Raw genomic sequence first — 13,491 nt, 5'->3', positions numbered from 1 at the left:
CTCGACTTGCATGTGTTAGGCCTGCCGCCAGCGTTCAATCTGAGCCATGATCAAACTCTTCAATTAAAGATTTGATACTCAATGAATTGCTGAAGTGTTTGTGCACTTCGACAGTCATTGAAAAACACTATTTTTTTGTTTCTCAACCCTGCGAGTGCCCACACAGTTTGCTTGATAAGTTGTTAAAGAGCGTTGACCGCTTTCGCTGGTCAGGGCTGCGTATTCTACGCAATCCTTGGTGTTCGTCAAGCGTTGAATCAAACTTAATGTCGTTCGTTTTCAACCCTTGTGACCGTGAGCGCCTTGCCCCGTGTCAGTGGATGCGCATTATAGGGACCGGCGGATTTTGCGCAAGGGCTTTTTTGTGAAAAACAGCACTTTCATGTGCATTTGCCTATACCCCAAGCAAAAGCACAGCTTAGTAACAGGGTTATACACAGCAATCATCATTGATGCACTGCCGAAAGCTAGAAACAGCCCTATGCAGAAACGAAAGAGTACTGCTCCCTTATACTGAATCGACGACCTCAACTTATAAAGATAGGCATCCAAGTCCGCCTTTAAGTCTAGCAGATCTACGGATTTGCAGAGTGTCTGCTTGTCGCAGGGACTATGCTTGATACGTATCGGAGGAGGCCCCCTTGTTCGACCTGTACAGAGCAGCAACACAGAGCCGCTATCTCATCTGCTTGGTATCAGCCTCAAGTGCCATCAGCATAGACATCGCTGTGAACCGGAGAGGAGGAACGCATTCGATTGGGGAGTTAGAGGAAGATATAAAAGGCAGGAAATAAAAAAGCCGGGACGAGCCCGGCTTTTTGATACTTATTCTTCAGAAGCTACAGCTTCTTCGGCCTCGATATCACGACCTACCAGCTCAATATAAGCCATAGGGGCGTTATCGCCGGCGCGGAAACCACACTTCAGGATGCGGGTGTAGCCACCCGGGCGCTCCTGGTAGCGAGGTCCCAGTTCATTGAACAATTTGCCAACTACTTCGCTGTCGCGGGTGCGGGCAAATGCCAGGCGACGGTTAGCAACGCTGTCGCTCTTGGCCAGTGTGATCAGAGGTTCAACCACACGACGCAGCTCTTTAGCCTTGGGCAGAGTCGTCTTGATAACTTCATGACGAACCAGGGAGCTGGCCATGTTACGGAACATTGCCTGACGATGGCTGCTGTTCCGGTTAAGTTGACGACCACTCTTACGATGGCGCATGACCTAATCCTTCCTAACTAAATCTGTAAAACCCGTGACCCGGTTTATTCATCAGCGATGCTGGCAGGCGGCCAATTCTCCAGGCGCATGCCCAGAGACAAACCACGAGACGCCAACACGTCTTTAATCTCGGTAAGAGATTTTTTACCCAGGTTGGGAGTCTTCAACAACTCAACCTCGGTACGCTGTACCAGATCACCAATGTAATGGATCGCTTCTGCCTTAAGACAGTTCGCAGAGCGAACGGTCAGTTCCAGATCGTCGACAGGACGCAGCAGGATAGGATCGAACTCAGGCTTGTCTTCTTTTTCTTCCGGTTCGCTGACGTCACGCAGATCGACGAAGGCTTCCAGCTGTTCAGCCATGATAGTGGCTGCACGGCGGATGGCTTCTTCGGGATCCAGGGTGCCGTTGGTCTCCATATCGATAACCAGCTTATCCAGATCGGTACGCTGTTCAACACGGGCCGCCTCAACATTGTAGGCGATACGAACCACGGGGCTGTAAGCCGCATCCAGCAACAGGCGACCAATCGGACGCTCATCTTCTTCGCTGTGGGCACGGGCGGCGGCAGGGATATAGCCCCGGCCACGCTGTACCTTCAGGCGCATGCTGATGTCAGCCTCATCCCCTGTCAGATGACAGATGATGTGCTCTGGGTTAACGATCTCAACGTCATCACCATGGGTGATGTCGCCTGCAGTTACGGGACCTGCACCAGTTTTGGTCAGAGACAGGGTCACTTCGTCCTTGCCTTCCAGCTTGACAGCAATCTCTTTCAGATTAAGCAAGATTTCCAGGATATCTTCCTGAACACCTTCCTTACTGCTGTATTCGTGCAATACACCGTCGAGTTCAACTTCGGTGATGGCACAACCTGGCATAGAAGAAAGCAGAATACGACGCAGCGCATTACCCAATGTATGACCAAAGCCACGCTCCAGTGGCTCGAGAGTCACCTTGGCATGAGTCGGGCTGATTTGTTCAATATCAACCAGACGCGGCTTAAGAAAATCTGTTACAGAACCCTGCATTGTGTCCTCTCTTAGAAGCAAGCTTTACTTGGAGTAAAGCTCGACGATCAGCTGTTCGTTAATCTCGGCAGACAGGTCGCTACGCTCAGGCAGACGCTTGTAAACGCCTTGCATGTTGGTAGCGTCAACTTCTACCCAAGTCGGCTTTTCACGTTGACCGGAAACCTCAAGAGCGGCTTTGATCCGGGCTTGTTTTTTGGCCTTCTCACGAACGCTGATTACGTCTTCGGGAGAAACTTGGAAGGAAGGAATGTTAACAACCTGACCGTTCACCAGGATAGCCTTGTGGCTTACCAGCTGACGGGACTCGGCGCGAGTAGCACCAAAACCCATACGGTAGATGACGTTGTCCAGACGACCTTCCAGCAGCTGCAGCAGGTTCTCACCAGTATTGCCTTTCAGGCGCGCAGCTTCTTTGTAGTAGTTGCGGAATTGCTTTTCCAGTACGCCGTAGATACGACGAACCTTCTGCTTTTCACGCAGCTGTACACCGTAGTCAGACAGACGCGCTTTACGGGCGCCATGTTGACCGGGTGCGGTATCAATTTTACACTTTGAATCGATCGCGCGAACACCTGACTTCAGGAAGAGGTCAGTGCCCTCGCGACGGCTCAGTTTGAGCTTGGGACCCAGATATCTTGCCATGTTCTTTCTCCAACTATCCTACAAGAAGGGTTATACGCGACGCTTCTTGGGAGGACGACAACCGTTGTGCGGGATGGGAGTCACATCGGTGATGTTGGTGATGCGGAAACCCGCAGCATTCAACGCACGGATGGATGACTCACGGCCCGGACCCGGACCTTTCACCATTACTTCCAGGTTCTTAACACCGTATTCCTTGGCAATCTCACCAGCACGTTCGGCAGCTACCTGAGCAGCAAACGGGGTGGACTTGCGGGAACCACGGAAACCTGAACCGCCGGCAGTCGCCCAAGACAGAGCATTACCCTGACGATCGGTGATGGTTACTATGGTATTGTTGAAAGACGCATGAACGTGGGCGATACCATCGCTCACCTGCTTTTTGACGCGTTTACGTGTAGTACGAGTCGGGGTTTTAGCCATGATCTACCTTCCCGTTATTTCTTGATCGGTTTACGTGGACCTTTACGCGTACGCGCATTGGTCTTGGTGCGCTGACCACGAAGGGGTAGGCTGCGACGATGACGCAGACCTCGGTAACAACCCAGGTCCATCAGACGCTTGAGATTCATGGAGACTTCGCGACGCAGGTCACCTTCAACGGTGAACTTCGCTACTTGCTCACGCAGGGACTCTACCTGAGCTTCATCCAATTCTTTAATTTTCACATCCTCAGCGATACCGGCTGCAGCACAAATGGCTTTAGAGCGGGTACGGCCGACGCCATAAATAGCAGTCAAAGCGATGACGGCATGTTTATGGTCAGGAATGTTAATGCCAGCGATACGGGCCACTATGCACTCCTACAAAATATCAAATAATAAGCCATTACAAAGCCCGTCTAGGATACGTAATGACTATACAGACACCCAACAAAGGTGGCTGGCTACTTTAGCCAGCTCGCCTTTAATTTTCAAGTTAAACCGTAACTTTTTTAGCCCTGACGCTGTTTATGCTTAGGGTCAGAAGAGCAGATCACACGCACCACACCGTGGCGCTTGACGATTTTGCAGTTACGGCAAATTGCCTTAACGGAAGCACGGACTTTCATTGCTTAACTCCGTAAATACTCGAACCTTAGCGGTTGTAGCCTTTCAGGTTCGCTTTTCTCAGGACATCGCCATACTGATGAGACATCATGTGGGTTTGCACCTGAGCCATGAAATCCATGATGACGACCACGATAATCAACAGCGAGGTACCACCAAAATAGAACTGGACGTTCCAGGCTGTCATCAGGAACTGTGGCACCAGACAGATAAAGGTAATGTACAGCGCGCCGATCAATGTCAGGCGAGTCATCACTTTATCGATATAGCGTGCAGTCTGCTCACCCGGACGTATGCCCGGAATGAAAGCGCCACTCTTTTTCAGGTTATCTGCCGTCTCACGCGGGTTGAACACCAACGCGGTATAGAAGAAACAGAAAAAGATGATAGCGGTTGCATACAACATCACATACAGCGGTTGGCCTGGCTGCAGAGTCAGAGACAACTCCTGCAGTATATTGGCAAACCACCCCTCTCCCTGACCGAACCAAGAGGCTACGGTACCCGGGAACAGGATGATACTGGATGCAAAAATCGCAGGAATAACCCCCGCCATGTTCACTTTCAACGGCAGGTGGGTACTCTGTGCCGCAAAAACCTGGCGACCCTGTTGACGCTTGGCATAGTTCACCACAATGCGGCGCTGCCCACGCTCAACGAAGACCACGAAATAGGTCACTGCAAACACAATCACAGCCAGTAGTAACAGCAACAGAATGTGCAATTCCCCCTGACGCGCCTGCTCTGCCGTGGCACCTATGGCCGATGGCAGACCCGCAACGATACCCGTGAAAATAATCAGCGAGATACCATTGCCGATACCGCGCTCGGTAATTTGCTCACCTAACCACATCAGGAACATGGTGCCGGTGACCAAGCTGACAACCGCCGTAAAATAGAAACCAAAACCCGGGTTAACCACGAGTCCTGACATCATATTCGGCAGGCCGGTTGCGATACCGATGGCCTGGATGGTTCCCAGAACCAGCGTACCATAGCGGGTATATTGACTGATCTTGCGACGGCCAGATTCACCTTCCTTCTTGAGCTCAGCCAAGGGGGGGTGAACCACAGTCAATAACTGGATGATAATGGACGCAGAAATATACGGCATTATCCCCAGCGCCAGTATGGACGCTCGCTCCAGAGCGCCACCACTGAACATGTTGAACATTTCAATGATGGTGCCCTGTTGTTGCTGGAACAAGTCGGCAAGTACGGCGGCGTCAATACCAGGAATAGGCACATAGGAGCCGGCGCGAAACACTAAGATCGCGATCAGAACGAAAAGCAGACGGCTTTTCAGTTCACCCAGCCCACCCTGTGTGTTTTTTGCTTCTAATCCTGGTTTCTTGGCCATGGTACTTTTTATTCCTCGATTTTTCCGCCAGCGGCTTCGATGGCTGCACGGGCACCTTTGGTGACCCCCAGACCAACTACGGTTACCTGACGGTCAATGGTGCCAGACAGAACCACTTTGGCAAACTGGATGTTCTTGGTGATCAAGCCAGCTTGCTTCAGGGTGTTCAGATCCACCACATCGCCTTCGACCTTGGCCAGTTCGCCCAAGCGAACCTCGGCGCTGACCAGGCCTTTGCGCGAAGTAAAACCAAACTTCGGCAGGCGCTGTTTCAACGGCATCTGACCGCCTTCGAAACCGTTGCGAACCTTACCACCGGAACGGGATTTCTGACCCTTGTGGCCGCGACCACCGGTTTTACCCAGACCAGAACCGATACCGCGACCTACACGCTTGGCAGACGGCTTGGAGCCGGGTGCCGGAGACAGAGTATTCAAACGCATGCGATTACTCCTCAACCTTAACCATGTAGTAAACCTTATTGATCATACCGCGTACACAAGCTGTATCTTCCAGCTCAACGGTGTGACCAATGCGACGCAGACCGAGGCCACGCAGCGTTGCCTTATGCTTAGGCAGACGACCGATGGAGCTACGAGTCTGAGTTACTTTTACAGTCTTGTTAGCCATGGCGCATTACCCCAGTATTTCGTCAACGCGCAGACCACGCTTGGCAGCGACTTGCTCAGGTGACTTCATATGAGCCAGAGCGTCGATGGTAGCGCGAACTACGTTGTTCGGGTTGGTAGAACCGTAAGTCTTGGCCAGTACGTTATGTACACCAGCGACTTCCAGTACGGCGCGCATGGCGCCACCGGCGATGATACCGGTACCTTCGGATGCAGGCTGCATATAGACGTTTGAACCAGAGTGACGACCCTTGACCGGATGGAACAGGGTGCCGTTGTTCAGACCAACTGTACGCATGTTACGACGAGCCTGTTCCATTGCCTTTTGAATGGCGGCAGGAACTTCACGGGCTTTACCGTAACCGAAACCAATACGACCGTTACCGTCACCTACCACAGTCAGTGCTGTGAAGGAGAAGATACGACCACCTTTTACGACTTTTGATACACGGTTGACTGCAATGAGCTTTTCTTGCAGTTCACCGGCTTGAGCTTCGATTTTTGCCATTTTCGACTCCACCCTTAGAACTGAAGACCAGCGTCACGAGCAGCGGCAGCCAGAGCGGCGACGCGACCGTGATATTGGAAACCGGAACGGTCAAAAGCGACGTTGGTTACGCCATTGGCCAGTGCGCGCTCGGCGACGGCTTTACCGACAACCGCGGCGGCATCAATGTTACCGGTATATTTCACTTGTTCGCGAATTGACTTTTCCACGGTAGACGCGGAAGCCAGAACGGCTGAACTGTTCGGTGCAATAACCTGTGCATAGATGTGGCGCGGAGTACGGTGAACCACCAGGCGAGTCGCACCCAGTTCCAGCATCTTTTTGCGTGCTTTCGTAGCACGGCGGATACGAGCTGCTTTTTTGTCCATAGTGTTACCTTACTTCTTCTTAGCCTCTTTACTGCGGACCTGCTCGCCGAAATAGCGAACACCCTTGCCTTTGTAAGGCTCTGGCTTGCGGTACGCACGAATATTGGCAGCGACCTGACCGATCAGCTGTTTGTCGGCAGACTTGAGAACGATCTCAGTCTGGGAAGGACATTCAGCGGATACGCCTTCAGGCAGCGCATGCTCAACCGGGTGAGAGAAACCCAAAGACAAGGCAATAGCATTGCCTTTAACCTGGGCACGATAACCTACACCAACCAGCTGCAGCTTGCGTTCGAAGCCCTGGGTAACACCAACAACCATGTTGTTGACCAGCGCACGGGCAGTACCGGACTGGGCATTGGCGCCATCCATGTTTTCACGTGGGGCGAACTTCAACAGGTTGTCTTCCTGGCTGATTTCAACAGCAGCATTGATGGTACGATTCAGAGTACCCTTGCCACCCTTGATGGTGATTTCCTGACCGTTCAACGTCACTTCTACGCCGGCAGGAATTTCGATAGGTGCCTTAGCAACGCGAGACATATCTACTCCTTAAGCTACGTAGCAGATGATCTCACCGCCCATACCGGCTTTACGCGCGGCACGCTCGGTCATCACACCTTTAGACGTGGAAACGATAGCAACACCCATACCAGCCATAACTTTCGGCAGTTCGTCGCGTTTCTTATAGATACGCAGACCAGGGCGGCTGACGCGCTGGATCATTTCAACCACAGGCTCGCCTTGGAAGTACTTGAGGGTCACTTCCAGTTCAGCCTTGGTTTCACCAGAGACATTAAAGTCAGTAATGTAACCTTCTTCTTTCAGTACTTTGGCAATAGCCACTTTGACTTTGGAAGAAGGCATGGTGACAGCAACTTTGTTGGCTGCCTGACCGTTGCGGATGCGGGTCAGCATATCCGCGATCGGATCTTGCATGCTCATTGTGTATTACTCCCGTGTTCGCTTACCAAGAAGCCTTCTTCAGGCCAGGAATTTCACCCTTCATCATCAGTTCGCGCACCTTGATGCGGCTCAGACCGAATTTCCGCAGGAAACCATGCGGGCGGCCAGTGATGTTACAGCGGTTACGCTGACGAGAGGGGCTTGCGTCACGGGGCAGTTGCTGCAGTTTCAGAACCGCATCCCAACGTGCTTCGTCAGAAGTGTTCACGTCAGAAATGATGTCTTTCAGTGCTTGACGCTTTACAGCGTACTGCTTAGCCAGCTTTTCACGCTTGACTTCGCGAGCTTTCATTGATTGTTTTGCCATAACCCTACACCTTACTTACGGAATGGGAAGTCAAAGGCAGCCAGCAGAGCACGGCCTTCCTCATCGGACTTGGCAGTAGTAGTAATGGTAATGTCCATACCACGTACACGATCTACCTTGTCATAATCGATTTCGGGGAAGATGATCTGCTCACGAACGCCCATAGAGTAGTTACCACGACCATCGAACGATTTCGGGTTCAGGCCACGGAAGTCACGAATACGGGGGATAGAGATGCAAATCAGACGCTCCAGGAACTCCCACATACGCTCGCCGCGCAGAGTTACTTTACAACCAATGGGGTAGCCTTCACGGATCTTGAAGCCAGCAACGGATTTACGAGCCAAGGTGATCAGTGGCTTTTGACCGGAAATGGCAGCCATATCGGCAGCGGCATTATCCAGGATCTTTTTATCAGCCAAAGCTTCACCAACACCCATGTTCAGGGTGATTTTCTCAATCCGAGGGACTTGCATGATAGTCTTGTACCCGAACTGGCTAGTCAGTTCTTTTACTACATTTGCGTTGTAGTAATCATGCAGTTTCGCCATCGTATAAACTCCAATTACTTCACAAGTTCGCCGGTGGATTTGAAGAAACGAACTTTTTTGCCGTCTTCAATCCGGAAACCAACGCGGTCAGCCTTGCCGGAGGCAGGGTTGAACAGCGCAACGTTAGACACGTCGAGAGGTGCTTCTTGGTCGATGATGCCACCGGGCTGGTTCAGCTGAGGAACCGGCTTCTGGTGTTTCTTGACCAGGTTGATACCTGCGACGATAACCTTACCTTCTTGAGTCAGGACTTTGGTGACGGTGCCACGCTTGCCCTTGTCTTTGCCGGTAAGAATGATGACTTCGTCATCGCGACGGATTTTTGCTGCCATCGTTTGACTCCTTACAGTACTTCAGGTGCCAGTGAAACAATCTTCATAAACTTCTCATTACGAAGTTCACGAGTCACCGGGCCAAAAATACGAGTACCGATCGGCTGTTGATTGTTATTCAAAATCACGGCCGCATTACGGTCGAAACGGATGACAGAGCCGTCCGGACGACGAACGCCTTTACGAGTGCGTACGACCACCGCGTTCATTACATCACCTTTTTTAACCTTACCGCGCGGAATTGCTTCCTTGACGGTAACTTTGATGATGTCGCCGATGCCGGCGTAGCGGCGGTGCGAACCACCCAGGACCTTAATACACATTACGCTACGCGCACCGGAATTGTCGGCCACGTCCAGCATACTTTGCATTTGGATCATGTTAGTGCTCCGCTAAAGTGACTACTTTAAAACCCTTTCGGGACATTGGCTGCCATTGAAGGCGCGGCATTATAGCACCGCCAATATGGAAAAGGTAGGGTAAAAAACAAACGGCCCTGTTCAGGGCCGTTTGACCGGGTAAGTATACCAGAGATCGTCAGGCTTTAACCGGACGCTCAATGATTTTTACCAGGGTCCAGGACTTGGTCTTGGACACAGGACGACATTCGCGAATAGTCACGACGTCACCAGTTTGGCATTCATTGCTCTCGTCATGAACGTGCAGCTTGGTAGTACGCTTAATGTACTTCCCGTAGATCGGGTGTTTCACGAAGCGATTGATAGCTACGGTGATGGACTTGTCCATCTTGTCGCTAACTACACGGCCCTGCAGAGTACGAATGGTATTTTCGCTCATCTTACGCACCTGCCTTTTGGTTCAGAACAGTCTTCACACGCGCGATGTCGCGACGTACATTTTTGAGGTTGTGGGTCTGTGCCAGCTGACCGGTGCTTGCCTGGATGCGCAGGTTAAACTGCTCACGCAGCAGGCCCAGCAGTTCCTGGTTCAGTTCTTCAACACTCTTTTCACGCAGATCTTGTGCTTTCATCACATCACCGTCCGAGTTACGAAAGTGGTCCTAACCGGCAGCTTGGCTGCCGCCAGTGCAAAGGCTTCGCGAGCCAGTGCCTCAGGTACACCGTCCATCTCATACAGGACACGACCCGGCTGGATCTGGGCAACCCAGTATTCCACGTTACCCTTACCTTTACCCATACGAACTTCGAGGGGCTTTTCGGTAATGGGCTTGTCCGGGAAAATACGGATCCAGATTTTGCCTTGACGTTTAACGTGACGAGTCATCGCACGACGTGCTGCTTCGATCTGACGAGCAGTGATACGTCCACGCGTGGTCGCCTTCAGACCAAAGGAACCAAAGGAAATCTGGTTGCCTGAGGTCGCCACACCGCGGTTACGGCCTTTGTGGACTTTACGGAATTTCGTACGCTTTGGTTGCAACATGTCCGAGTCTCCTTACTTACCGCGGCCTTTGCGCTTGGGCTTGGCCGGGGCTTGCGGCTCTTGAGCTACGGCTTGCAGGCCGCCAAGAACTTCACCCTTAAAGATCCAAACCTTTACGCCGATGATGCCGTAAGTGGTAGATGCTTCAGAAGTTGCATAGTCGATGTCGGCACGCAGGGTGTGCAGAGGCACACGACCTTCGCGGTACCATTCGGTACGCGCGATTTCAGCGCCGCCCAGACGACCGCTCACTTCCACCTTGATGCCTTTTGCGCCAATGCGCATGGCGTTCTGTACCGCGCGCTTCATGGCACGACGGAACATCACACGACGCTCCAGCTGAGAGGCGATAGAATCCGCCACCAGTTGGCCGTCCAGCTCAGGCTTACGCACTTCGGAAATGTTGATCTGAGCAGGCACGCCAGCCAGGTTGGCTACATGCTTGCGCAGTTTTTCAACGTCTTCGCCTTTCTTGCCGATCACTACGCCGGGACGAGCAGTGTGAATGGTCACACGGATGCTCTTCGCCGGACGCTCGATCACGATCCGAGAAACGGAGGCGTTTTTCAGTTCCTTGCTCAGGTACTGACGTACTTGAAAATCGCTGTGCAGGTTGTCAGCGAAGTCCTTGGTATTCGCAAACCAGGTCGAGTTAAAAGGCTTGGTGATCCCTAAGCGAATACCATTCGGGTGTACTTTCTGGCCCATTGCTTATCTCCTAGCCTCTTAGCGGTCGGACACAACCACAGTAATGTGGCTGGTACGCTTCATGATACGGTCCGCGCGGCCCTTGGCACGAGGACGAATACGCTTCATGGTGGGACCTTCGTCAACGAAGATCTTTGCCACTTTCAGCTCATCGATATCCGCACCTTCATTGTGCTCGGCATTGGCAATGGCAGATTCCAGAACTTTCTTCACCAGAACGGCAGCCTTTTTAGGGCTAAAAGCCAGGACATTCAGTGCCTTGTCTACGGTCAGACCACGGACTTGATCGGCTACCAGGCGCGCCTTCTGGGCAGAAGTACGAGCAAAGCGGTGTTTAGCTATAGCTTCCATCTGTTACCCCTTAACGCTTCTTGGCCTTCTTATCGGCGGCATGACCGCGATAAGTACGAGTCGGTGCAAATTCACCCAGCTTGTGTCCGATCATTTCATCGGAAACGTAGACAGGTACGTGCTGACGACCATTATGGACAGCGATGGTCAAACCGATCATATCGGGAATGATCATTGAACGACGGGACCAAGTTTTAATTGGCTTCTTGTCCCCGCTTTCCACCGCTTTCTCTACCTTCTTCAGCAAGTGCAGGTCGATAAACGGCCCTTTCTTGAGAGAACGTGGCATGGTGATACCTCTAAAAAGCTATTACTTGTTACGGTGACGTACCACGAACTTGTCGGTACGCTTGTTTTTACGGGTCTTGGCGCCCTTGGTCGGTTTACCCCAAGGAGTAACCGGATGACGGCCACCAGAGGTACGACCTTCACCACCACCGTGCGGGTGGTCTACCGGGTTCATCGCCACACCGCGAACGGTAGGACGAACACCACGCCAGCGCTGAGCACCGGCTTTACCCAATTGACGCAGCATGTGCTCGGCATTGCCTACTTCACCCAGGGTAGCGCGGCACTCGGCCAGTACTTTACGTACTTCGCCGGAACGCAGGCGCAGGGTGACATAGGTACCTTCACGCGCCAGGATCTGGGCGGAAGTACCGGCGGAGCGAGCAATCTGCGCGCCCTTGCCAGGCTTCATCTCGATGGCGTGCACAGTGCTACCAACGGGGATGTTGCGCATCGGCAGGCAGTTGCCGGCCTTGATCGGGGCAGCATCGCCAGACATCAGCTGATCGCCTGCATGAACACCTTTCGGCGCCAGGATATAGCGACGCTCGCCGTCTGCGTACAGGACCAGGGCGATGTTGGCGGAGCGGTTAGGATCATACTCCAGGCGCTCTACCTTGGCCGGTACACCGTCTTTGTTGCGCTTGAAGTCAACAATACGGTAGTGCTGCTTGTGACCACCACCGATATGACGGGTGGTGATACGGCCAGCATTGTTACGACCACCAGACTTGGACTTTTTGTCCAGCAGGGCGGCGAACGGCTTGCCTTTGTACAGCTCCGGGGTGGTTACCTTAACAACATGACGGCGACCCGGAGAAGTAGGCTTACATTTTACGATTGCCATTATAGATTACTCCTCTCTTACTCGGCGCCGCCGATGAAGTCGATATCCTGACCTTCTTTCAGGGTCACGTAGGCTTTTTTCCAGTCGGAACGCTGGCCCATACGGTTACCTGTACGCTTGGTCTTACCCTTGACATTCAGGGTGCGAACATCTTTAACTTCAACTTCGAACAGCTTCTCGACCGCAGCTTTTACTTCTGCTTTGGTAGCATCATTGGAAACCTTGAACACGATAGTGTTGGTTTTTTCGGCAACCATGGTGCTTTTTTCAGAGATATGCGGCGCCTTCAGAACTTTCAGAATACGCTCTTCACGGATCATGCCAGCATCTCCTCGATTTGCTTAACTGCATCAGCAGTTACCAATACCTTGTCGAACGCGATCAATGAAACCGGGTCGATACCAGCCACGTCACGCACGTCAACCTTGTACAGGTTACGGGCGGCCAGGAACAGGTTCTCGTCCACTTCGGAAGTCACGATCAGCACATCGCTCAGTTCCCACTGCTTCAGCTTGGCAACCAGTTCTTTGGTCTTGGGCGTATCAACAGTGAACTTCTCAGCAACGATCAGGCGGTCCTGACGTACCAGCTCGGAGAGGATGCTCTTGATGGCACCACGGTACATCTTCTTGTTGACCTTCTGGCTGTGATCCTGCGGCTTAGCTGCAAAAGTCACACCACCTGAACGCCAGATCGGAGAGCGGATGGTACCGGCACGGGCCCGGCCAGTGCCCTTTTGGCGCCACGGCTTTTTACCGCCGCCAGACACCTCAGAACGGGTCTTCTGAGCACGAGTACCTTGACGAGCGCCGGCTGCATAGGCCACAACAACCTGATGAACCAACGCTTCGTTGAACTCACGCCCGAAGGTAGTTTCGGAAACTTCAAGAGCGCCTTGCGCGTCTTTCATTACCAATTCCATTACT

At 52.4% G+C, this 13,491-nt stretch carries 26 protein-coding genes and 1 rRNA gene; all 27 read right to left on the bottom strand.

Features of this window, described 5'->3' with window-relative positions; all coding sequences use genetic code 11:
- Positions 1 to 66: ribosomal RNA gene (locus tag DCS96_RS14015) — 16S ribosomal RNA — on the bottom strand; the annotation flags it as partial.
- Positions 67 to 825: 759 nt separating this feature from the next.
- The gene (gene rplQ, locus DCS96_RS14010) at positions 826 to 1,218 is read right to left on the bottom strand and encodes a 50S ribosomal protein L17 (protein WP_116475011.1); all 393 of its coding nucleotides are present in this window, start codon (positions 1,216 to 1,218) and stop codon (positions 826 to 828) included.
- Between the two features lie 44 nt (positions 1,219 to 1,262).
- Positions 1,263 to 2,252, bottom strand: a complete 990-nt coding sequence (locus DCS96_RS14005) for a DNA-directed RNA polymerase subunit alpha (RefSeq protein ID WP_116475010.1) — start codon at positions 2,250 to 2,252, stop codon at positions 1,263 to 1,265.
- Between the two features lie 24 nt (positions 2,253 to 2,276).
- On the bottom strand, positions 2,277 to 2,897 hold the full coding sequence (gene rpsD, locus DCS96_RS14000) for a 30S ribosomal protein S4 (RefSeq protein ID WP_116475009.1): 621 nt from the start codon (positions 2,895 to 2,897) through the stop codon (positions 2,277 to 2,279).
- 30 nt (positions 2,898 to 2,927) lie between these two features.
- Positions 2,928 to 3,320: a 30S ribosomal protein S11 gene (rpsK, locus tag DCS96_RS13995; protein ID WP_116475008.1), complete on the bottom strand. Its 393-nt coding sequence runs from the start codon at positions 3,318 to 3,320 to the stop codon at positions 2,928 to 2,930.
- A 14-nt stretch (positions 3,321 to 3,334) separates the two neighbouring features.
- Positions 3,335 to 3,691 (bottom strand): 30S ribosomal protein S13, encoded by a 357-nt coding sequence (rpsM, locus tag DCS96_RS13990; protein WP_116475007.1) that lies wholly within the window; start codon positions 3,689 to 3,691, stop codon positions 3,335 to 3,337.
- Between the two features lie 140 nt (positions 3,692 to 3,831).
- Positions 3,832 to 3,948: a 50S ribosomal protein L36 gene (gene rpmJ / locus DCS96_RS13985; RefSeq protein ID WP_116475006.1), complete on the bottom strand. Its 117-nt coding sequence runs from the start codon at positions 3,946 to 3,948 to the stop codon at positions 3,832 to 3,834.
- A gap of 26 nt (positions 3,949 to 3,974) precedes the next feature.
- Positions 3,975 to 5,306 (bottom strand): preprotein translocase subunit SecY, encoded by a 1,332-nt coding sequence (gene secY, locus DCS96_RS13980; protein WP_116475005.1) that lies wholly within the window; start codon positions 5,304 to 5,306, stop codon positions 3,975 to 3,977.
- An 8-nt stretch (positions 5,307 to 5,314) separates the two neighbouring features.
- Positions 5,315 to 5,749: a 50S ribosomal protein L15 gene (gene rplO, locus DCS96_RS13975; protein WP_116475004.1), complete on the bottom strand. Its 435-nt coding sequence runs from the start codon at positions 5,747 to 5,749 to the stop codon at positions 5,315 to 5,317.
- Between the two features lie 4 nt (positions 5,750 to 5,753).
- Positions 5,754 to 5,936, bottom strand: coding sequence for a 50S ribosomal protein L30 (gene rpmD, locus DCS96_RS13970; RefSeq protein ID WP_094201091.1), 183 nt, complete (start codon positions 5,934 to 5,936; stop codon positions 5,754 to 5,756).
- A gap of 6 nt (positions 5,937 to 5,942) precedes the next feature.
- On the bottom strand, positions 5,943 to 6,443 hold the full coding sequence (gene rpsE, locus DCS96_RS13965; RefSeq protein WP_116475003.1) for a 30S ribosomal protein S5: 501 nt from the start codon (positions 6,441 to 6,443) through the stop codon (positions 5,943 to 5,945).
- A 14-nt stretch (positions 6,444 to 6,457) separates the two neighbouring features.
- Complete coding sequence (gene rplR, locus DCS96_RS13960; RefSeq protein WP_116475002.1) at positions 6,458 to 6,811, bottom strand: 50S ribosomal protein L18; 354 nt, start codon at positions 6,809 to 6,811, stop codon at positions 6,458 to 6,460.
- A gap of 9 nt (positions 6,812 to 6,820) precedes the next feature.
- The gene (gene rplF / locus DCS96_RS13955; RefSeq protein ID WP_116475001.1) at positions 6,821 to 7,354 is read right to left on the bottom strand and encodes a 50S ribosomal protein L6; all 534 of its coding nucleotides are present in this window, start codon (positions 7,352 to 7,354) and stop codon (positions 6,821 to 6,823) included.
- Between the two features lie 9 nt (positions 7,355 to 7,363).
- Entirely contained in the window at positions 7,364 to 7,756 is a 393-nt protein-coding gene (gene rpsH / locus DCS96_RS13950) for a 30S ribosomal protein S8 (protein ID WP_116475000.1), read from the bottom strand.
- Positions 7,757 to 7,778: 22 nt separating this feature from the next.
- Positions 7,779 to 8,084, bottom strand: coding sequence for a 30S ribosomal protein S14 (gene rpsN, locus DCS96_RS13945; RefSeq protein ID WP_116474999.1), 306 nt, complete (start codon positions 8,082 to 8,084; stop codon positions 7,779 to 7,781).
- An 11-nt stretch (positions 8,085 to 8,095) separates the two neighbouring features.
- Positions 8,096 to 8,635, bottom strand: coding sequence for a 50S ribosomal protein L5 (rplE, locus tag DCS96_RS13940; RefSeq protein WP_116474998.1), 540 nt, complete (start codon positions 8,633 to 8,635; stop codon positions 8,096 to 8,098).
- A gap of 14 nt (positions 8,636 to 8,649) precedes the next feature.
- Positions 8,650 to 8,967 carry a 50S ribosomal protein L24 gene (gene rplX, locus DCS96_RS13935; RefSeq protein WP_116474997.1) on the bottom strand — a complete coding sequence of 106 codons (318 nt, stop codon included), beginning with the start codon at positions 8,965 to 8,967 and terminating at the stop codon, positions 8,650 to 8,652.
- An 11-nt stretch (positions 8,968 to 8,978) separates the two neighbouring features.
- A complete protein-coding gene (gene rplN / locus DCS96_RS13930) occupies positions 8,979 to 9,347 on the bottom strand; it encodes a 50S ribosomal protein L14 (RefSeq protein WP_071473721.1) in 369 nt (122 codons plus the stop codon).
- Positions 9,348 to 9,504: 157 nt separating this feature from the next.
- Complete coding sequence (gene rpsQ / locus DCS96_RS13925; RefSeq protein WP_116474996.1) at positions 9,505 to 9,765, bottom strand: 30S ribosomal protein S17; 261 nt, start codon at positions 9,763 to 9,765, stop codon at positions 9,505 to 9,507.
- A gap of 1 nt (position 9,766) precedes the next feature.
- Entirely contained in the window at positions 9,767 to 9,958 is a 192-nt protein-coding gene (gene rpmC, locus DCS96_RS13920; RefSeq protein WP_116474995.1) for a 50S ribosomal protein L29, read from the bottom strand.
- Positions 9,958 to 10,371 carry a 50S ribosomal protein L16 gene (rplP, locus tag DCS96_RS13915; RefSeq protein ID WP_116474994.1) on the bottom strand — a complete coding sequence of 138 codons (414 nt, stop codon included), beginning with the start codon at positions 10,369 to 10,371 and terminating at the stop codon, positions 9,958 to 9,960. The genes rpmC and rplP overlap by 1 nt, the downstream gene beginning before the upstream one ends.
- A 12-nt stretch (positions 10,372 to 10,383) precedes the next feature.
- Complete coding sequence (gene rpsC, locus DCS96_RS13910) at positions 10,384 to 11,079, bottom strand: 30S ribosomal protein S3 (protein ID WP_116474993.1); 696 nt, start codon at positions 11,077 to 11,079, stop codon at positions 10,384 to 10,386.
- 18 nt (positions 11,080 to 11,097) lie between these two features.
- Positions 11,098 to 11,430, bottom strand: a complete 333-nt coding sequence (gene rplV, locus DCS96_RS13905; protein WP_116474992.1) for a 50S ribosomal protein L22 — start codon at positions 11,428 to 11,430, stop codon at positions 11,098 to 11,100.
- 10 nt (positions 11,431 to 11,440) lie between these two features.
- Positions 11,441 to 11,719: a 30S ribosomal protein S19 gene (gene rpsS / locus DCS96_RS13900; protein WP_116474991.1), complete on the bottom strand. Its 279-nt coding sequence runs from the start codon at positions 11,717 to 11,719 to the stop codon at positions 11,441 to 11,443.
- A 21-nt stretch (positions 11,720 to 11,740) separates the two neighbouring features.
- Complete coding sequence (rplB, locus tag DCS96_RS13895) at positions 11,741 to 12,565, bottom strand: 50S ribosomal protein L2 (protein WP_116474990.1); 825 nt, start codon at positions 12,563 to 12,565, stop codon at positions 11,741 to 11,743.
- 17 nt (positions 12,566 to 12,582) lie between these two features.
- On the bottom strand, positions 12,583 to 12,885 hold the full coding sequence (gene rplW, locus DCS96_RS13890) for a 50S ribosomal protein L23 (RefSeq protein ID WP_116474989.1): 303 nt from the start codon (positions 12,883 to 12,885) through the stop codon (positions 12,583 to 12,585).
- Entirely contained in the window at positions 12,882 to 13,487 is a 606-nt protein-coding gene (gene rplD, locus DCS96_RS13885; protein ID WP_116474988.1) for a 50S ribosomal protein L4, read from the bottom strand. Before rplD ends, rplW begins: the two co-directional genes overlap by 4 nt.
- Positions 13,488 to 13,491: the final 4 nt, after the last annotated feature.

This window comes from Zobellella maritima, assembly GCF_003075035.1.
Classification (GTDB): Bacteria; Pseudomonadota; Gammaproteobacteria; order Enterobacterales; family Aeromonadaceae; genus Oceanimonas; species Oceanimonas maritima.
This window is presented reverse-complemented; position numbering and strand designations above follow the sequence as displayed.